We start from the raw sequence: 18,832 nt of genomic DNA, 5'->3' as shown, positions 1-18,832 counted from the left end.
AAACAACCAAGATCAGCGTGCCGATGAAGCAGAAACGCTGCATGATGAAAACCGACTTTCTGGAACGCGTGTTATTAGCCGGTTTTGCCTCTATGGCCAATTAATGCACACTCATGCGGATGCCCTGTAATGGAAGGGACGCAAAAAGCTTGGCTTGCGCTCATTCTTCGCTAATTTAGTCAAGCATTTATGCGCCCCATATGGCGGCGTTGAAATTGGTAACTATGAAAAAACTATTTATTGTATGTATATGTTTCCTTTGCAGCTTTACTGTTGTAGGAGAACATTTGCCAGATTTAAAAGTTGAGCAACTTGAGCAAGATGTTTATGTTCATACTTCATTTGAGGAATATAAAGGTTACGGGGTCGTTACAAAACACGGATTGGTGGTTCTTGACAATACCAATGCATATCTTATTGACACTCCAGTTTCCGCTAAAGACACTGAACAGTTGGTAAATTGGTTTGTGGCGCGTGGCTATACAATTAAAGGGAGTGTTTCTACACATTTTCATGATGATAGTACGGCTGGAATAGAATGGCTTAATTCAAAGTCTATCCCTACTTATGCATCTAAATTAACAAATCAATTACTTAATAAAAGCGGTAAAGCCCAAGCAAAACACTCTTTTGAGAGTGTTAGATTTTGGTTGGTTAAAAATAAAATTGAGATTTTTTATCCTGGTCCAGGACATACTCAAGATAACGTGGTGGTTTGGTTTCCTGACAAGAAAATTTTGTTTGGTGGGTGCTTTGTTAAACCGAACGGTCTTGGTAACCTGAGTGACGCAAATGTTAAAGCATGGCCAGAATCTGCCGAAAAATTAATATCTGCATATGGTAATGCAAAAATTGTAGTCTCCAGTCATAGTGATGTTGGTGACGCATCTCTTTTAAAGCATACTCTTGAGCAGGCTCTAAAAGAAGTAAGTAAAATAAAATCTACACAACGGCTATCCAACTCAATTTCTAACAACTGACTCTGGTGTTCAGTCAATATAGTTATACATTTTTTGCACACCCACTCTGACCGTTCCCCCATTTAACCATGAGCGTTGCACCTATTAGCTGAATTCAGGCCCGGGCTGTTTTTTTGATAAACAGCGCAGCGGCCGCTGCTGGTGATCTTTCCCCTGTATTAGTACCACATCCTGTGGGAAGTCTTGAATTGACGTTGTCTGGCATAGTTGGTGATATTTAACGGATTTTAGCTTATAGAGTCAGCCGGCGCTGCAGCATGCCGGCCGGCATCTAGCTCTCCTGTGAGTCTTCCTGTGGGCCGGTCTTATAGCGAAAGTTCATGCTGATCACGACCCGGTAGTCGTCCGACAGGTTCTTGGTGACGAAGTGGGGCAGGCAGCTGTCGAACAGCACAAACTTGCCTTCCTCGGCAGGGACGGTTTCGTGCCCGACCAGGTAGGGGTTAAGGTTGTACTGGAACACCAGGTCGCCCGAGTCCGGCGGCACAGAGACGTAAAAGGCGGCGCTGATCTTGGCGCCTTCCTCGTAGTTTTCGCCGCTGGCGTGGTCGTGGACATTGGTGCTTTCGCCCTTGCCATGGACCACGGACCAGTAGGCCGTATTGGGATCGAAGCCTTTCTGATTCTGCCAACACAGCTCTATGTCTTCGTCGAAGGCCATTTTCCAGCGTTGGCACAGCAGGCGGGCGAGTTTCTGTACCTCAGGGGTGAAGTTGATGCGCACATCTTCCCTGCGGATGCTCTTCAGATCGGGATCCATGAAACGCCCGGCGTGAAAGTTTTGCAGTATCATGTCCTTGAGGTGTTGGGTGTCGACCTCAGGCAGACACCCAACCAGATACTCAACTTTGGTCAGGGTTTTAATTTCCATAGCCGTCAGGGAGTTGGCTGTAGTCCACTTGATAGAAACCCGAAGCATGCATCTCTACCGCACCTGCATAGGGGGTCTGCAACACTTCCTGCGCCATCACCCCCGTGTGCCAGCTGGGGTCGCCCAGATAGTTGAAACGATACCAGTTCAGCCCGGATGCTTGCCCGATCAGGGAGATGTTTTCTTTCAGACGTAGGTCGGAAAAGGCTTTCTTGACCGATTTCGCTGTCTTCTTGGTGGATTTGCTGACGCTCTTGGCGCCACTGTCGACGGCCTTGGTGCCGCTGTTCACCGCATTGCTGCCCGCATTGGCCGCCGTGTTGGTGGCATTTCCCGCTTGATTGGCTGCCTGATCGGCTGCGGCCTGGGCATCCTTGGCCGCCTGCTCGCTGTCCGACGCCACCTGACCGGTATCGACAGTCACAGAGACATCAGCCCCCAGACCCAGGCCTGCGGCAACATCACCCGATACACCCACTGTGGCTTCACCATTTTGATAGGTCGCCTGTGCGCCGCCGCCCACACCCACTTGCTCGCCGGCGGAGACCCCGCCGCCGCCCGTTGCCGAGACGCCACTGACCCCGGCCGTGGCTTCACCATCCACCCCGGCGGCGGTGCCCGCAAACGCGTCACCGGAGGCGGCCACGCCGTGATCCCCAGCCTGTACCGAGCCCTCGGCACTGACGCCCGACTGCGCATAGGCAGAGCCACTGCCACTGGCGCCAATCTCACCCACCGGAGTGTCGGTAGAAACATGTCCCTCGGCGTTGGCTTCCGCCTTCGTCATATCCGATGCGCCGGCCTGCGCCGAGACATTATTGCCGGACACCCCGGCGCCGGCACTCGCCTGTTGCCCGGTTTCTATGCCAATGCTGGCACTGCCACCGGCATTCTCATTGCCGCCGGAGGCGCCGGTTCCTACTCCGATCGTGTTGTCGTACTCAGCGGATGCTTGAGTCGTGTTGTTATCTGTCATTCCATGTACTCCTTGTTCCTTGAAAAGGACAGAAACGAGACACGCTCATCACTGTCGCCCCTATGACTGTATGCGACGATTGCCAATTCGTCCATTGAGATGGTTAGACAGTGAGTTAGCCTTGGTTGTCGCGGTGCGCCGTGAAGGGGGATTTTTACTCATCCAGGCGGCCATACTCTGGAGAGCGGCCTAACGGCGCAGATGCAGCGCCGGGTCAGGCAGAATGGTCGGAATCGGGGCTGTTTTGTCTGTGTCAGGAGTGGGTTTTACGCTTTGGGGCCTGCCCAAGCTTAGCTTCAGCCGAGGCCGGCCTACAGCTGCACAGTGAAGATCACGTCCTTGCCGGCGGTGACGCCGCCCTGAGCCTTGTCCAGGTGTTGGATGTCTTCCATGTTGGCCAGCACCACAGGGGTGAGCAGGCAATCGACATGGGCCTGCAGATAGTCGAGATCGAATGCCAGTATGGGATCGCCGACCTTGACCTTCTGGCCTTCTTCGGCCAGACGCCGAAAGCCATTGCCCCTGAGTTCGACCGTGCCGACGCCAACATGGACGAATAGCTCCAGTCCTTGGGAAGACTCTATGCTGAAGGCATGGTTGGTCTCGAAGATCTTGCCTATGGTGCCGTCAATCGGCGCCAGCACCAACTCGCCCCTGGGGGCGATCGCCACGCCGTCGCCGACTATCTTCTCGGAGAACACCACATCCGGTACTGTCTCTATGCTGACTATGTCGCCCGACAGTGGGGCAAATACCTGAACCCCGCCAACCAACTGGGTTTGGCCGGAAACCAGGCGCCTGATACGGCTTAAGAATCCCATGAATACGCGTCCCCTATGTTATTATTTTCGTTATCAGCATATGTGTTTTCAGCTGAAAGCATACTGAATAAAGGTCTTTATTTATAGCTTGTTATGCATTGTTTCAAGGTATCTATCCTGTCCATGGACAGGGCACTCTGTGCCAAGGCGCGAAAATCACAGAAACGGCCATTGCAGAGGGTGGATTTTACCTCCAACAGACTGCTCAGGTTGATGCTGAGTTCATCCAGCCCCATGCCTATGAGCAGTGGCACTATGGCGGGATCGCTGCCGAATTCGCCGCATAAAGACACTGTGACCTTGGCCTGCTTGGCGGCTGTGATGGTCATCTGGATTAACTTCAGCACCGCAGGGGAGAGGGCCGGGAAATCCCGGCTCAGTTGCGGGTTGCTCCTGTCGGCCGCCATGGCGTATTGGGTCAGATCGTTGGTGCCTATGCTGACAAAGTCGAGCAAGGGCAACATGCTGGGCAGGTTGAGCACCGCCGCCGGAGTCTCGACCACTATGCCGAAGCTGAGATCGCCATAGCCTTTCTCTTCTTCGTTGAGGGCTGTCTTGCAGTCTTCCAGCAATTTGAAGACCTGTTCGAGCTCTTCGAGCTGGTTGACCATGGGAAACATCAGCCTGATGGGGCCATGATTGGCCGCCCTGAGTATGGCGCGCAGCTGGGTGGTCAACAGTTCGGGATGGGCGAGGGCATAGCGTATGCCCCTGAGGCCCAGTGCCGGATTGTCTTCCTGGGGCAGTTGCAGGCAGGGCAACTCCTTATCCGCACCTATGTCCAGGGTACGAATGGTGAAGATCTTGCCCTGGAGGGCGTGCAGCGCATCACAATAGAGGCTGTACTGGGCCTTCTCATCGGGCAGGGATTGGGCGTTCATCAGCATGAATTCGGTACGGAACAAGCCAATGCCATCGGCGCCGGCGGCGGCAACCTGAGTGATGTCGTTGAGATTGCCGACATTGGCGAGCAGGGCGACCCAGTGGCCATCCCGGGTCAGCGTCGGCTTGTCCTTGAAGGACTCCAATGCCCGACGGCGCTCGGTTTCCAGCTTGTTTTTAGCCAATAATTGCGTGCGCTGCGCCGCATCCGGGGCAATATACAGGCTGCCGGCGAGGGCATCGAGTATGAGATCGCAGCCATCCGGCACGCGCTCCATCTCAAATTGGCAGTTGAGCAGCGCCGGTACCCCGGCGGCCCTGGCGAGGATGGCGGTATGGCTGTTGAGCCCGCCTGTCTTGAGCACTATGCCCTCGAGGTGTTGCAGCGGCAGCATGGCAAATTCCGCCGGGGTGAGATCTTCGGCCAGTATGATGCTGGGTTTATCTAGGCCGGACAGATCCCAACCCAGGCTGCCATTGATGGCCGCCACCAGGCGCCGGCTCAGGCAGCGGACATCCAGGGCCCTGTTGGCCAAATAGGGATCGTCGAGCGACGCGAGTTCGCTGGCCTGGCGGGCGAAGATATGTTCGACGGCCACACTGGCGGAAAATCTCAGCCGGCAGATGGCATCGTCTATCTGGGAAATGAGCGCCTCGTCTTCGAGCAGCAGGAGATCTGCGTCTATGAGCTGGTAGTTGTCACAGTCCTCACTCAGCAGCGCCTGACCGCTGCGCAGCTGATGCTTGAGCAGCTCGAGTGCCTTGCTGAACTTGGCTCTATGCAGGGGAATGCGGGCGGCGGATAAGGGGCGATAATCCAGGCGGTGCTCGGCATGATTCAGGTGCAGTGCCTGGCCGAAACCTATCCCGGGGGACACAGATATGCCGGAGACAGAATCGCCCGCGACTGAATACTCTGGCGTTGGGCTCACTGGTACTGAACTGCCTGGCACCGGGCTTTCTGGTGCTGGGCTTTTCGAGGCAGGCCTTCCTGAAGCGGGCTTTCCTGAAGCAGACTTTCCTGAAGCAGACATGGGCTTTCCTTGCATCAACTTAAGGTGATCAGCAGGGCAGAGACTTTTTCGACCGCTTCTTCGGCCCGCTCGCCCTCGGCGAAGACTTTGACAGTGACCCCATAGTACAGGCCCAGGGTCTGCAGCTTAAACAGGCTCTTGGCACTGGCCAGCTTGCCATTGCACTCGACCAGCACGTCACAGTCAAAGCTCTTGGCTTCCTTGACGAGCAGGGCCGCCGGCCGGGTGTGTATGCCGTGTTTGGCTGTGATAGTGACAGATTTTTCGTACATAAAGAGTGGACTCGTTCGCTGTGGCCGCACGGGCCAGGCAGCCGTGATTAATATTGAATGATTTGGTACGCCTGTTTCTTCAATGCATCTATGGCGCGTTCCAGTTTATTTTGTTTGACCAGAATATAATCCGTATCGAAGGTCGAAATGGCGAAGATGCTCACCTGGGCATCGGCCAGCGTGCCCGACACCCTGGACAAGATCCCCGTCATGGAGAAACCTAAGGGGCCGAGGATCTCGAAACAGCGCCAATTGGCTTCCCGTTCCAGACTGTCCAGCGCCAGCGTCGAGGGCACCACCACGGATAACTCTTCCTTGGTCTTGCCGATGAAGTAGATGTCCTGCTGGAATACCGTCTCGGGTAGCACAGTCTGAGGGCTAAAGCTATGAATAGTATAGGCCTCTGGGTGCACTGCTAAGGTCATTCGCACTGGGGAACCTCCCACTGAGTCGGTCGATGAGAATAAGCTTAACACACTTTACTCCGTCTCCAAGTGGCTGCCCGCGCCGGGTTAACCTTGGGCATGGCAAGGCCTCGCCCGGCCTATGCCATGGGAGCCGGAGCCCAGGAGTCGGCTCACGATGGGGATAGCGGCCGGATCATTTTTGAGAGCCATTAAAAATCAATTATTTAGTCGAAACTGCTTGTTAAATAATCTAATCGATTGTTTTAATTTTGATTTTATAAGCAATTACGCGCAAGATTGAGCCATCTTAAGGAATTTGGTTTTTATTATGACAACTGCACAACTAGTCACATCGGACGACATACTGCTGAAGCTATGCCATTCTGTGTCCCATGTACTTTCGAGCACCAGTGGCAGCCAGGTGACCCATGCCGGCATGGTGCAGAGCATCAGCCGTACCCGCCTCAAACCGGATCTCGGGTGTTTCTCCATCTTCGACGGTGGTTTTTGCGGCCTGGTGGTGATCAACTTCTCGGCCCAGGCGGCCATCGAGATCTATCGCAAATACATGCTCAACATGGGCATGCCTGAGTCGGAACTGGCCTTCTCCCATACCTCGGACGAAGTCGGTAACGTCATGGGCGAGCTGATGAACCAGATCCTTGGCGATTTTATCAATAAGATCAGCAAGGAACTGCAGACCTCCATCAGCCAGAGTCAGCCCAAGATGTTGACCATCAACAAGGAATTGACCATCTCCATCGATGCCAACCTGGACGAGGCGGTGGCCAGGCGGGTGTCTTTCCGTACCGAGAACAACCACATTTTCTATCTCGAATTTGCCATGGACAAGACGGAGTTTATTCGTCTGGATGAGTTCGAATATGATGAAGAGTTCGATCCCGACAGCCTGATCGAAGAGCATGGCAGCCATAACACCTCTGCCGCCAGCTTATCTCCCTGGTCCAAGGTGGCCAACAAGGGCGTGGTGGCCGACGACGATGCCGATGATCTGCTCAGCGAGCTCGGCCTGTAGCACCCACAGGGGCAGAAAAGCCGCTGTCGGGGGAAAATGGGCGGGATCGGACAGGTTTCGCCTATACAAAAAAGGTTAACTGTTTTAGTCTCTCGGCTATTATCAGGATTACAAGGTTTCTCCTCCATTATGGTATCGAAAGTGTCATCGAAAGCGACCTCCATAGATATCGCCTATCGCGCAGGTGTTTCCCAATCGACCGTCTCCAGGGCGCTGAGAAATTCGCCCCTGGTGAATCTCGAAACCCGGCAGAAGATCCAGGCGATCGCCAAGGAGCTCAATTACAAGGTGGATAAAAACGCCAGTAATTTGCGCACCCAGAATAGCCATACCCTGGCGCTGCTCCTGTGTGAAGATCCCACTAACGATGACTCGCTGATCAATCCTTTCTTCCTGTCCATGCTGGGGTCAATTACCCGGGCTACGGCGCAGCAAGGCTATGATTTACTGGTGTCTTTCCAGCAGTTGTCCAGCGACTGGCATGCAGACTATGAAGACAGCAACAAGGCGGACGGCATCATATTGCTGGGTTACGGCGACTACATGGATTACGAGCAGAAGCTGGAGCACCTCTTGGCACAGCAGACGCATTTCGTGATCTGGGGCGCCGAGCATAACAATAAATCCGTGCTCTCCATCGGCTGTGACAATCGCCAGGGGGGAAAGATAGCCACCGAGCATCTCATCGGCCTGGGGCGGCGCGAGTTTGCCTTCCTGGGGGATGCTTCCAGTCACAGTCCCGAGTTTCGTGACCGTTACCAGGGGCACCTGCAGGCACTCGAGCAGGCCGGACTCAACATAACGGCGGCTAGGCAGATAGCGGCCATCAGCACCGAAAGTTCGGGTTATGAGGCTGCCAGGCAGCTGCTGGCGTCGGGGCTGAGTTTCGATGCCTTGTTTGCCGCCAGCGATCTGATCGCCATCGGCGCCATCAGAGCGTTGAAGGAGCAGGGCATTGCCGTACCAGAGCAGGTGGCTGTGGTGGGCTACGACGACATTCCCGTCGCCAGTTTTGCCAATCCGCCCCTGACGACCATCAAGCAGAACACTCAGCTGGCGGGGGAGATCTTGGTCGACAGCCTGCTCAAGCTGATCCGCGGTCAGGCGGTGAGTCCACAACTCATTCCCACCAGCCTGGTGGTGCGCAGCTCCTGCGGCAGCGCGAACCTCTAGTGCCTAAGCGGGCATAGCCTATCCCATGGCCGTGAATGCCCATCCCATCTCTGTGGTTGAATCCTCAGCGTCCGACAGCCTGCGCCCGCAACAGTCGGGGTAACGCCGCCTTGGTGCTGGTGGAGATCTGCTGCAGCAGCTGAAAGCTTGGCGCCTTCAGTCCATGTAACTCCTCCAGGTCCCTGAGCATGGCGAGCCAAAGCTCGGCGGTCATTTTGGCATCGGCCAAGGCGCGGTGGAATACGCCGTCGTGCGCCAGTCCCTTGAAGCTCACCAGGCTGGCGAGCTTATGGTTGGCAGCCTGGGGATAGAGGCGCCTGGCCAGCAGCATGGAACAACAAAACTCCCCTGAATAATTGCGCCTGAGGCGCGCCAGCTCGGCGTCGAGGAAACGGCGATCGAAACTGGCGTTATGGGCCACCAGATTATGGTCGCCGATGAAATCGGCAAACTCGGCCATCACCTGGGCGCAATTTGGGGCGCAGGCCAGCATGCCGTTGCTTATGCCGGTGAATTGTTCGATGAAGTTGCCTATGCTGAAACCCGGGTTCATCAGTTGCTGATAGCTGGCGGTGATGACGCCCTGTTCGATCAGCACAGCGCCTATTTCTATGGCGCGATCCCCCTGGTTCGGAGACAGGCCAGTGGTTTCGAAGTCGAGCACCACCAGGGTGTCGGCCCGTGCCGGGCGGGATTGGGGAGAAGACATGGCTTACATCTGTATGGATTAACCTGGCGGCCATTGTAAGTGTTGGCGGCGGGTGTGCCAATAATAAAGCCAGCCCGAAGGCTGGCTTTATGCGGATCGCAATGGCTCAGGTGATTGCCCAGGCGTTAACGCTCAGGACTTATGCAGCGCCAATGGCTTATGTAGCGCTCAGGGCTGCATTAACGCTCAGGGCTGTGCTCATTTAGGCTACTTAGCCAAGGTCTCAGATACCACAGGGTAGTTGTCCCAGACGCTGGCGTCTGTCATGGAGCGCACCAGCTTAACGTATTCCGCATGGGTCCAGGCCAGTGGCGTGGCCGAGTTGGTGCCCTGGCCGTGAACATACTGGTAACGGCTGGGGTTACCGACTCCGTCCCATACCTGCTCGGGCAACATCAAGCCGGCGTTGGCGAAGCTTTCCATGCCCTGCACATAGGTACGGATCAGCTGCTGGCGCTTCTCTTCGGTTAGTTTGCCCTCGGCCTTGGCCAGTGCCAGTTCATAGTGACCGCGCTCGCCGGTGAAGAAGGGCCATACCCGGCCACGCTGATCCTGGGTGTTGCTGCCGCCCTCGGCATAGTTGTTGCCGCTTAGGGTGTCTTCACCATAGCCGTCGTTGCCATAGCGCCTGAAGCCGGGGATGGTGCTGCCGTCTTTGGCGAGGAACTCATACTTGAGCCTCAGGTTGGGTTCCAGGCCTGTGTCGTCGATCAGTGCCAGGGTGTTGCGAATGAGCGGATCCGTGGCGCTGCGTACACCGTAGCGCACCAGTTCCAGCATGCCGGCATCCAATATCAGGCGTTGATCCAGGGCGGCCTTGCCATTGTTGGCCGCCAGCTTGGCATCGCCGTCCGGCAAACCATCCGGGCTGAGGCGCAGATAATAGGGCGCCGCCGGCTTGCCATCCTGTGTCAGCAAGCCTGTATGGGTCACCATCAGGGTTTCGAGATTCTGCTCCAGTCCCCTGGCGGCACTCAGGTAGTCGGCGGCGCCTTGGGGATCTTTGGCCTGTTTGGCGATATCGCCGGCGGCGATCAGGCCCGAGATCACGGCCGCTGTGGTCGAAGGTGAGTAACCTGCCTGTTCCTCCCAGCGTTCCTGTTGGGTCTTGGGCGGGGTGATCTGGCTATGGTTCCAGTCCAGGTTTACCTCGCCGCCCTTGACCAGGAAATCGGCTGCGGGTTTGAGCATCTTTGCATACCAGCCGCTGATCTCGTCTTGGCTCAGCACGCCGGCCTGCCATAACTTCCAGCCGAGCATGATGGGCATGGCGGTCTGATCCAGCTGGACACCGACCCATTCGGTTTCACCGTCGACATGGGTCTTCTGCAGGAACCAGCCAGGGGTGCCGCTGTAACCCGGCGTGGCGGCGCCGGCTTGGACTTGCTTCAGGTATTCGAAGGCGACTCTGGGGGTCTGGGTATCGCCCATGGCGAGAAATGCCATGGCGCATTGGTAGAAGTCCCGCGGCCACACCGCCTTATAGCCCGTGCTGCCAACTTCGGCAGAGACTGTATCCCCCCAGGGGTTGGAGAGGGAGGCGATGAGGGCACCGGCATGAGTCTTGTCTTCCTGGGCCTTAAGCACCATGGCGCTGGTGTATAACAGCTTGCCCTCATCCGCGGTATTTCGTGCCATGGCGGGCAGGGATGTCAGGGATGCCAGATACTGGCTCCAGCCCTGATGCTTGTCATCGCCCTTATAGGCGGCGAGCACGGCAGCATAGCCGGCGTTCAGGCTGGCGTTGGCACTCGCCAGGCTGCTGGCCTTGTCTTTGCCGAATCCCAACACCAGATTGACACTCAGGCTGGCCTTGCCGTTCGAGGGCGACAGGCTGGGGTATTGGGCCGTCATGGCGACGTTGCCTACTCTGCTGTTATCCGCCGGGCTGGTGCTCTGGTACCAGTGGGTCAGGGCGCCTGTGCTCTGCAGCTGCTTGAGGCCGTCGGAGACGCCGACGAAGCCCACTTGGGCCTTGACGAAGTCCACGTCGCTCCTGACGCTCAGCACAGAGGAGTCGGTGGCGGCGGTATGGGCAATCAGCGCCTTGCCTTCGACGCTGGCGATATCGTTGGCGCCGCTGTTGTCTATATGGGGATTAACATAGAGATAGGGGGTGATGCCGTCTTCGAAGGCGGTAAAGGTCACTCGCATCACCAGGCTATCCCTGTCGGGATCGGTAAAAATATGCTTTTCTATCTGATACTTGCCTTCGATATCCTTATTGATGATCTTGTAGGCCAGCGACAGGGGCCGGCCGGCATCGTCCTGCTGCAGGTATTCTATGCTGCTGATGGTGTTGTCTTTCTCCGTGTCGACGAAATCCTTGCCCTGGATAACGAACTGCAGCTCTTTGAGTTGAGCGTTATGGATCAGGCCAAACATGGTCTCAGTGACTATGCCCTGGGCCAGTGAAAACCACACCCGGCTGACGGGGTTGGCCTGGGTGTCCTGATAATGGCCGTCGGCGTAGGCTTCGTAAGAGGTGCCTATCCCCGTCTTGCCGGCGAAGGCCCAGGTCGGTGCCAGGCCCGGGGCGCCGGGGGCGAGCAGCTCACCGGCGTCGCGGTCAGCCCCGCCGGCCTTAGCCTTCTGGACGCTAAGGGATTGAGTCTCGGTCGCGGGTGAGCAGGCGCCCAGACCCAGAAATAGCGCAGCGCTGACTGCGGCGGCGAGGATGTTTCTTGTAGGCAAAGACATACGCACTCCCTAGGCACATCTCAGATGTGCTTATTCTTATTTTGGTTATTTTATATGGTTTTTCAGGCTGTTGACCTATGCAGCTGCTCTGTGGCAGGGACATGGCGTCAGCAGCCATGGGGCCAGCTCTAGTCGACAGTCGTGGCCAGCTCGCCGGCATTGGCATCATCCGTGTGTTCGACAAACAGCACCGCCACCCCGGCGATCATCATCAATACTCCACCCGTGAGCAGGGCATAGATGGCTTGGCCATCGAACAGGCTCTTGAGCAGGAGTCCGAGCACGCTGGCGGCCAGCAATTGCGGAATGACGATGAAGAAATTGAAGATCCCCATGTAGACCCCCATCTTCTGCGATGGCAGTATCCCCGCCAGCATGGCGTAGGGCACGGACAGGATAGAGGCCCAGGCGATGCCGACGCCTATCATGGGGAGCCACAACAAGCCGGGATCTTTGATGAAATAGAAACTGATAAGGCCGAGGCCGCCACAGAACATGTTGACCGTGTGGGTGAGCCTGATGCCGATTTTCCGGGCGAGCAATGGGATGAAGAGGGCGGCCAGGGCGGCGAAGCCGTTGTAGGAAGCGAATAGCATGCCGACCCAATCGGCGCCATCGTTATAGGCCTTGGACATCACATCCGAGCTGCCATAGTGATAAGAGGTCACCGCCGCCGTGGTGTAGATCCACATGGCAAACAACGCAAACCAGGAGAAGAACTGCACTATCGCCAGCTGATGCATGGCCTTGGGCATGTGGAACAGATCGTCGACCACGTTGAACACCAGACCGAGTTTACTGCGCTCAGCATCGCTCTTACTGCCGAGTTTGACCGCGCAGTAGAATTGCAGCGGCCCGAAGGCGAAGATCCCCAGGCTGAGGATATACAGCTGCTTGTCGAGTTCTTGGCCCCAGACGGCCAGGGTGAGCAGGCTACCCAGGACGACCCAGACGAGCGAGGCAAACTGATAATCCTTGCCGGTGCGATGGCGCTCCAGTGCGACCTGCTGGCCGCCTTGGGCCGTCTCGAAGGCGGCGAGTTGCTCGGGAGAATATTCCTTGGTGGATATCACAGTCCAAAGCACGGCACAGAAGAGCACTGCGCCGCCGAAATAGAAGGCGTAACGCACCGAGTCGGCGATCTCGCCGGCCGGTGCCGTGTTGGCGACACCCAAATAGTTGGTCAGCAGATACGGCAGGGCGGAGGCGACCACTGCGCCTATGCCGATGAAGAAGCTCTGCATGGCATAACCCAGCGGGCGCTGACGCTTGGGCAGATTGTCACCGACGAAGGCGCGAAACGGCTCCATGGCGATATTGATCGAGGCATCCATGATCCATAGCATGCCGGCGGCGATCCAGAGGGCGGGCGAGTGCGGCATCACGAAGATCGCCAGGGTAGTGCAGATGGCACCGATAAGGAAGTAGGGGCGGCGGCGGCCCAGACGGCTCCAGGTGTTGTCACTCAGGTAACCTATGATGGGTTGTACCAGCAAACCTGTCAGGGGCGCGGCGATCCACAGTATGGGAATTTCTTCGATGGAGGCGCCCAGGGTTTGAAAAATCCGGCTGACGTTGGCATTTTGCAGCGCGAAGCCGAACTGGATCCCCAGAAAACCGAAACACATGTTAAAAATTTGCCAGAAACTCAGTTCGGGCTTCAGACCAGGCACTCGTTTATTATGATAGTTATCGGACATGAGACTTCCCTTGTTGATACCCAGTACTGCTGTCGTCTGAGCATGGGCTATTGTCGCGCAAAGCTGAAAAAATGGCGAATACCTGTCTCCCTCAGACGGGTATTCGCCCAAGACTTCATTTCTTTAGTCACTCACGGCTAAGAAAAGAACTCAAACAGACCGATGCCGATTGAAAACGCCGGTCAAAACGACCTTGCCTCATCCAGAACCTACAAGCGGAGGATAGAATTCAGCGGCTTCATAGTAGCGGCAAGGGTGTTTTTAGGACAACTGACTACATACGTATTCATCATCAGCCGGCAACCTGAATGAAACAGGAATGCAACGATAGGCATGAGCGACTGGCATTTTATGCTGGCCGGCGGCAGCAAGCCGCGGCAGGAAGTGCAAGAGCCGAGCTCAGAGGCTTTTCAGCACGTCCAGCAGGCCGCCTTCGCGCAGCAAGCGGTCAGATACGTCTATCTCCTGGAAGTTTTGTTCGGCAAATTTGAGGTGAGGACGGCTGAAGTTGAGCAGCACCAAGCCCTTCTCCTGCTCGGCGCCAACGTGCATGCTGCGGCGGATCTTCAGGTTCTCACCTGCAACGTCTTCATCGACGAAATAAGTGCCCGAGGGCAGTCCACCTTCGGCGGCGGATTTCCACAGCTTGTTTTCTATGGCATCGACCATCCAGGTCGCGGCGGCGCGCGGGAAGCCGGTTTGGTAGAGATTCAGTCCGGGTTCTTCTTCTCTATGAGCAAACATGGCCGGGCTCTTGATGATGAGGAAAAAATCCGTGTCCGAGGCGACTATATAGAGGGTCTGATTTTTGAATAACAGATAGTCGAGAGTGGCGGCTAGTTGATGGCCTGCGGGTAACTTGTCCGTGTGCAATAGCTGCATGCTATGCCCTTTGCTCTATTGTGCTTCCAGTTCATGAGGCCGCCTTCGTCAGGAACCCGATTGAACAGACGTGGTTTGTCCGGCCTAGAGACTGTCAGACAGCGAGCCTTATTCCACACTTGCCCGTTATAAAGCATGCTGTTTAACAGGTGGCTATAATCCGGCTCGGTCAGAGGCTTTTCAGCACGTCCAGCAAGCCGCCTTCGCGCAGTAGCCGGTCAGATACGTCTATCTCCTGGAAGTTTTGTTCGGTAAATTTGAGATGAGGACGGCTGAAGTTGAGCAACACGAAGCCCTTCTCCTGCTCGGCGCCAACGTGCATGGTGCGACGGATCTTCAGGGTTTCGCCGGCGACATCTTCCTTGAGATGATAGCTGCCCGAGGGCAGTCCACCTTCGGCGGCGGATTTCCACAGCTTGTTTTCTATGGCATCGATCATCCAGGCCGCGGCGGCGCGCGGGAAGCCGGTTTGAATGACATCCAGGCCGGGCTCGTCGGCATCTTCGGGGAACATCGCCGGGATCTTCTTGATGAGATAAAAATCCGTGTCTGAGACCACGATATACAGGGTCTCATCCTCGAATAGCAGGTAGTCGAGTTTGGCTATCAGTTTATGGCCTGCGGGTAACTTGTCCGTGTGCAATAGCTGCATGCTGGTTCCTTTTTCTCTTGGTTAATCAGGCCTTAAGGGGCAGGGCCGGGATCAGGGTCACGGCGCCGAGCGCCTGCAGCTCCCCTATGGTGAGCGGGTCGCGCTCGAAGGTGAAGCTCTCCACTACGCCGGACTTCTGGCCTATGTCCTTGGCATAACGGTTGTTCTGATTGACCTTGGTCATGCCGTCACCCGAGAACAAGGGGTTGGCACCGAACTCTTCCTGCAACACATGCCTGGCACGATTCAGTGTCCGCCGTTCCGGCTCTGGAATTGTTTTGTTGGCATATATTCTTACCATATCTCTATTGTGAATATCTTTCCCTGTATTGGCATAAGCGGCCATGAAGCCGGCGTAACCTTCGGAGAAGTCCGGGGTCAGGATGGCCGCCAGACAAGGTTTGCTAAAGCCTTCTTCGCCGTCATCAATCAGTTCCTGCTCGGCAAAGCCGCGCATATTGTCATAGGTGGGGATGAAGCTACTGCGCTCGGCCTTGGGCGGCATCTTATGGGTATCTATGATGGCCAGGGTATAGGACCTGCTGGGATCATAGTTATCTATGCCGAACAGGGCCGCCAGGAGTTCGGGATCCGTATCGGCCGCCTCCGCCATGTCGAAGGTGGTGGCCCAGTAGGGCGCGCGCCCCGAGGGACGCCGAAAGCCCAACCTGCCTTTACTGGCCCCATCCGGGTTGTTGTCAATCAAGCGTATCAGGAAGCGATCATTGACGTCACCCTGCTGCGCCTTGGCCGCCAGCTCGGCATCCGTGTATTTCTGCTGGTAGCCCTGGGTGGCGATTTGCTGACGTCTCGCCGCCAGCATGCTGACAGCCTCGGCCAGGCTGTTTGGCTCATGGGTCGACGAGACAGGTGCGGCGGCCTTAGATTCATGGCCGGCGGCCTGTGCCTTGCCGGCGCCTGTCGTATCCGCCGGGGTTGCCTTTCTGGCTTTTCCAGCCTTGGTGCCGTTGGCGGTTTGATTGTTTGATTTAGCCGCGCCGCTGCCAGCCAGCGGCACCAGGCCGCCTTCGCCGGGTGAGCCTGCCGGTGGACTCGCCCAGCCGTCTGTCAGCTGCCAGGCCCTGAGTCTATCCGTCTGGAACAGTTCCAGCACTTCCTGGGCCAGTTCCGGGCTCGACAGATGTTGCAGCTGCTGGCACCAGGGCTTGGCTTGCAGGTAGAGCTTGCGCCAGATGGCATCCTGTTGCCATTCGGGCTGCAGCTTATGCAGAAAGGAACGGCCAAACAGTGGATCCTGGAGCTGACTCAGATAGTCATCGCCCAATCCGGCGCGGGCGAAGGGGCAGTCGCTGATGAGATAGGTTTTTCCCCATACATCCTCGACAGTTACGCCGTTATATTCTTGTTGTGACATCCTTTTCCTATCTCCGTCTGGAACGCTGTCGGCTCAATCCTTTTTCCGCCAATCCCTTGCCTATGGGTTGGACATCAACTCATTGGCACGGCGCATTTGTCGCGCGGCCTCTTTGACCTTACGGGCGCTTAGCTGCTCGCTGCCGAGGCTGAGGTACTTGTCGGCAAGCTGTTTGCGCAGTTGGCTGTAGGGCACAAAATCGGCCGGCACCAGCTGGGTGTAGCGTTGCAGGCTGTCGTATACCTTGTCTATGTCGTCCGCCTTGCTGCTGCCGGTCAATCGGTTTTCCAACTGCGCAAAGGCAGTCTGATAGAAGAGGCTGGCGGCGGCATAGGGGAACTTGGGCGCTTCTCCCTTTGCGAGCGCCTGGCGGTAGGCCGACATGGCGGCGACGGCGTTTTTCAGCTTATTGCCCTGGGCTATCAGGCCTTGACTCTGTTCGGTGTTGGCGAACAACAAATTGCCTATGTCGATCAGTTGCTCGAGGGCAACAGGATCTTGTGCTGCGCTGGCCTGGGCGAAGGCGGCGGCAAAGGCATCGCTCTCGGCCCGATCCGGTTTTATCTGGTAAGCGGCATCGATGCGATGCAGGTTCTGCACTATTTTGTAGGGATCCATCGCCTCATCTTCTGGCTGGTATTTCTGATTTATCAGCAGATTAGCCAGCTGGCTGCGCAATACGTCTATGGCAGTCTGTCTGCTGCGTGCCATGTCATTGCTCAGGGTGATGAGGAAATAAGAATCCGGATAGAGGCTCCTCGCCTGTGTCAGCAGGTTGACGATTTTCGGGTAGTCCGGATACTCGTATTGTCTGTCGGTGATGACATCGTCGATCTGACGTTCAAAATAGCCCAATACCTTCTCGGTTTGCAGCCGCAACAAGCCTGCTCTGATGATGGGTTCATGCCGTTCGAGTTCGGGTAGGTACGCCAGGAAGTCTTTGGCACTGGCGTTGGCGAGTGCCATCAGGTCGCGATTCTTTTGCTCAGACTGGGATTGCTCGTTCTGAACTTCCTGTACCAAGGTTTCCTGACTCTGGATTTGATAGCTCAGCCCCAGGACGGCGACAGTCACTATGCCGGCCAGCAGGGCTGGCTTCCATAATTTCGCCTGCAAGCTGCTGAGCAGCTTATTTATGTCGGTATTCCTGTCACTGGTGTTGAAATTCAACGCCTTATTCAAGGCTAGCCACTGAGGATAACTCAAGTGTGCCGGTTTGCTCGCTTGCTTTTTCTGTTCTTGTGCCTTGTCTGCCGGGACCCTGTCGAAAGGATGCTTGCTGGTCAACAGCTCATAGGCCAGGCAGGCGAAGGAGAAGGTATCGTCGGCCACGCTGGGCACTTTCCCGGCGAGCAAGTCTATGCTGGCATAGGCCGGAGTATAACCGCTGAGTGGGGCATTATGGGCGGCTTGTTCGGCGGCATAGATATCGTGGTTGAGCTGCAGCCTGTGGGCGACACCGAAATCGAGGATCTTCACCTGCCCGGCGCGATCCACCATGATGTTGGCCGGTTTAAGATCGGCGTGAACTATGCCTACCTTGTGGGCATGGATTAAGGCCGAGGCAATCTGCTCGAGTAATTTGAGCGTGGCCGCCAGTGTCAGTCCCTTGGGTTTATAACGCTTGATGACCTGGTCCAGGCTTTCCCCATCCAGGTACTCCATCACGATAAAGTACTTATCCTGATCCGAGTCGACATCGAATACCCTGACGATATTTGGGTGGGACAATTGTTGGGTCTTGTGGGCTTCCTGCAACAGGAGCTGCAATGCTTCAGGTTGGTTGACAAACTGTTGCTGCAACACCTTAATCGCTACGTGGTTTTCTTTTACCCCGGCATGCTCGAGAAAAAGATCTCTTGCCCGATAGATATCGCTCATGCCGCCGGAACCAATTTTGGTTTCCAGTATATAACGATCTTTGATCGTCACGCCTTCCAGGGAAATGGCCTCCGCTGGGGCGCTCGATGCTGCTGAACCGGCAGGAGTCTGTTTGACGAAACGGGTTTTGTCTGGATCTTCAACAACTATGGGTTTCTGCTGAATGGACTTCTGCTGATGAGTTTCAGTCTCAGTAGCCATCGCTGGATCATCTGCGGGGATGGGCTTCTTGACACTCCCTGTATCTAACATACCACACTCCTGTTATGGGGTATTCGATAAGAAATTTATTTAAATAAAAAGACTTATCTATAACTTATGTAACGACTCGCCGTAAAAAAGCGCTTAATAATACATGGTTTCTCATTTCCCATCAATCGACTAATGTGCTTTGTGGCTATATAGGTGAAGATGGCGATGAAAAATTCCGTCTGAGCTTGAGGTTGTTTATTATTTCATGCAGTCATCATGATTATTTTGC

The 18,832-nt window shown here is 55.9% G+C and carries 16 protein-coding genes; 3 read left to right on the top strand and 13 right to left on the bottom strand.

Annotated features, from left to right (window positions below):
• Positions 1 to 224: 224 nt before the first annotated feature.
• Positions 225 to 980 (top strand): DIM/SIM/IMP family subclass B1 metallo-beta-lactamase, encoded by a 756-nt coding sequence (gene blaDIM, locus HC757_RS02880; RefSeq protein WP_169562782.1) that lies wholly within the window; start codon positions 225 to 227, stop codon positions 978 to 980.
• Between the two features lie 271 nt (positions 981 to 1,251).
• On the opposite strand, the gene HC757_RS02875 is transcribed toward blaDIM, so the two are convergent.
• From HC757_RS02875 to HC757_RS02850, 6 genes are all read right to left on the bottom strand, one after another.
• Entirely contained in the window at positions 1,252 to 1,851 is a 600-nt protein-coding gene (locus HC757_RS02875) for a putative 2OG-Fe(II) oxygenase (RefSeq protein WP_169562781.1), read from the bottom strand.
• Positions 1,841 to 2,827 carry a tail fiber domain-containing protein gene (locus HC757_RS02870; RefSeq protein WP_169562780.1) on the bottom strand — a complete coding sequence of 329 codons (987 nt, stop codon included), beginning with the start codon at positions 2,825 to 2,827 and terminating at the stop codon, positions 1,841 to 1,843. The genes HC757_RS02875 and HC757_RS02870 overlap by 11 nt, the downstream gene beginning before the upstream one ends.
• Before the next feature lie 311 nt (positions 2,828 to 3,138).
• A complete protein-coding gene (gene crr, locus HC757_RS02865; protein ID WP_169562779.1) occupies positions 3,139 to 3,648 on the bottom strand; it encodes a PTS glucose transporter subunit IIA in 510 nt (169 codons plus the stop codon).
• 77 nt (positions 3,649 to 3,725) lie between these two features.
• Complete coding sequence (gene ptsP / locus HC757_RS02860) at positions 3,726 to 5,462, bottom strand: phosphoenolpyruvate--protein phosphotransferase (protein ID WP_342343031.1); 1,737 nt, start codon at positions 5,460 to 5,462, stop codon at positions 3,726 to 3,728.
• Between the two features lie 116 nt (positions 5,463 to 5,578).
• Positions 5,579 to 5,836, bottom strand: a complete 258-nt coding sequence (locus HC757_RS02855) for an HPr family phosphocarrier protein (protein ID WP_169562777.1) — start codon at positions 5,834 to 5,836, stop codon at positions 5,579 to 5,581.
• A 47-nt stretch (positions 5,837 to 5,883) separates the two neighbouring features.
• Positions 5,884 to 6,267, bottom strand: coding sequence for an ACT domain-containing protein (locus HC757_RS02850; RefSeq protein WP_169562776.1), 384 nt, complete (start codon positions 6,265 to 6,267; stop codon positions 5,884 to 5,886).
• Between the two features lie 304 nt (positions 6,268 to 6,571).
• Here HC757_RS02850 and HC757_RS02845 point away from each other — a divergent pair, with 304 nt between their 5' ends.
• Positions 6,572 to 7,279, top strand: a complete 708-nt coding sequence (locus HC757_RS02845) for a DUF3334 family protein (RefSeq protein ID WP_169562775.1) — start codon at positions 6,572 to 6,574, stop codon at positions 7,277 to 7,279.
• A gap of 141 nt (positions 7,280 to 7,420) precedes the next feature.
• A complete protein-coding gene (locus tag HC757_RS02840) occupies positions 7,421 to 8,452 on the top strand; it encodes a substrate-binding domain-containing protein (protein WP_169562774.1) in 1,032 nt (343 codons plus the stop codon).
• A gap of 64 nt (positions 8,453 to 8,516) precedes the next feature.
• Here the strand turns inward: HC757_RS02840 and HC757_RS02835 are convergent, their stop codons facing one another.
• The 7 genes from HC757_RS02835 to HC757_RS02805 form a co-directional block, all read right to left on the bottom strand.
• Positions 8,517 to 9,161 (bottom strand): 3'-5' exonuclease, encoded by a 645-nt coding sequence (locus HC757_RS02835; protein WP_169562773.1) that lies wholly within the window; start codon positions 9,159 to 9,161, stop codon positions 8,517 to 8,519.
• Positions 9,162 to 9,368: 207 nt separating this feature from the next.
• Entirely contained in the window at positions 9,369 to 11,861 is a 2,493-nt protein-coding gene (locus HC757_RS02830) for a glycoside hydrolase family 15 protein (protein WP_169562772.1), read from the bottom strand.
• Between the two features lie 128 nt (positions 11,862 to 11,989).
• Positions 11,990 to 13,561 carry an MFS transporter gene (locus HC757_RS02825; protein ID WP_169562771.1) on the bottom strand — a complete coding sequence of 524 codons (1,572 nt, stop codon included), beginning with the start codon at positions 13,559 to 13,561 and terminating at the stop codon, positions 11,990 to 11,992.
• 399 nt (positions 13,562 to 13,960) lie between these two features.
• Positions 13,961 to 14,443: a hypothetical protein gene (locus tag HC757_RS02820; protein ID WP_169562770.1), complete on the bottom strand. Its 483-nt coding sequence runs from the start codon at positions 14,441 to 14,443 to the stop codon at positions 13,961 to 13,963.
• Positions 14,444 to 14,612: 169 nt separating this feature from the next.
• On the bottom strand, positions 14,613 to 15,095 hold the full coding sequence (locus HC757_RS02815) for a hypothetical protein (RefSeq protein WP_169562769.1): 483 nt from the start codon (positions 15,093 to 15,095) through the stop codon (positions 14,613 to 14,615).
• Positions 15,096 to 15,120: 25 nt separating this feature from the next.
• A complete protein-coding gene (locus HC757_RS19010; RefSeq protein ID WP_244623008.1) occupies positions 15,121 to 16,470 on the bottom strand; it encodes a hypothetical protein in 1,350 nt (449 codons plus the stop codon).
• 60 nt (positions 16,471 to 16,530) lie between these two features.
• Positions 16,531 to 18,603, bottom strand: coding sequence for a serine/threonine-protein kinase (locus HC757_RS02805; RefSeq protein ID WP_169562768.1), 2,073 nt, complete (start codon positions 18,601 to 18,603; stop codon positions 16,531 to 16,533).
• Positions 18,604 to 18,832 lie beyond the last annotated feature (229 nt).

Source organism: Shewanella salipaludis (assembly GCF_012911865.1).
In the GTDB taxonomy this organism is placed as follows: Bacteria; Pseudomonadota; Gammaproteobacteria; order Enterobacterales; family Shewanellaceae; genus Shewanella; species Shewanella salipaludis.
The sequence above is the reverse complement of the archived record's forward strand: the minus strand, read 5'-3'. Positions and strand labels throughout refer to the sequence as shown.

Bases quoted from the DNA above. Each gene is read 5' to 3' on its own strand.
- HC757_RS02845 (WP_169562775.1), top strand. From the start codon at position 6,572: ATGACAACTGCACAACTAGTCACATCGGACGACATACTGCTGAAGCTA.
- HC757_RS02825 (WP_169562771.1), bottom strand. From the start codon at position 13,561: ATGTCCGATAACTATCATAATAAACGAGTGCCTGGTCTGAAGCCCGAA.
- HC757_RS19010 (WP_244623008.1), bottom strand. From the start codon at position 16,470: ATGTCACAACAAGAATATAACGGCGTAACTGTCGAGGATGTATGGGGA.
- HC757_RS02805 (WP_169562768.1), bottom strand. From the start codon at position 18,603: ATGTTAGATACAGGGAGTGTCAAGAAGCCCATCCCCGCAGATGATCCA.
- HC757_RS02855 (WP_169562777.1), bottom strand. From the start codon at position 5,836: ATGTACGAAAAATCTGTCACTATCACAGCCAAACACGGCATACACACC.
- HC757_RS02815 (WP_169562769.1), bottom strand. From the start codon at position 15,095: ATGCAGCTATTGCACACGGACAAGTTACCCGCAGGCCATAAACTGATA.
- blaDIM (WP_169562782.1), top strand. From the start codon at position 225: ATGAAAAAACTATTTATTGTATGTATATGTTTCCTTTGCAGCTTTACT.
- HC757_RS02820 (WP_169562770.1), bottom strand. From the start codon at position 14,443: ATGCAGCTATTGCACACGGACAAGTTACCCGCAGGCCATCAACTAGCC.
- HC757_RS02830 (WP_169562772.1), bottom strand. From the start codon at position 11,861: ATGTCTTTGCCTACAAGAAACATCCTCGCCGCCGCAGTCAGCGCTGCG.
- HC757_RS02835 (WP_169562773.1), bottom strand. From the start codon at position 9,161: ATGTCTTCTCCCCAATCCCGCCCGGCACGGGCCGACACCCTGGTGGTG.
- HC757_RS02870 (WP_169562780.1), bottom strand. From the start codon at position 2,827: ATGACAGATAACAACACGACTCAAGCATCCGCTGAGTACGACAACACG.
- crr (WP_169562779.1), bottom strand. From the start codon at position 3,648: ATGGGATTCTTAAGCCGTATCAGGCGCCTGGTTTCCGGCCAAACCCAG.
- HC757_RS02875 (WP_169562781.1), bottom strand. From the start codon at position 1,851: ATGGAAATTAAAACCCTGACCAAAGTTGAGTATCTGGTTGGGTGTCTG.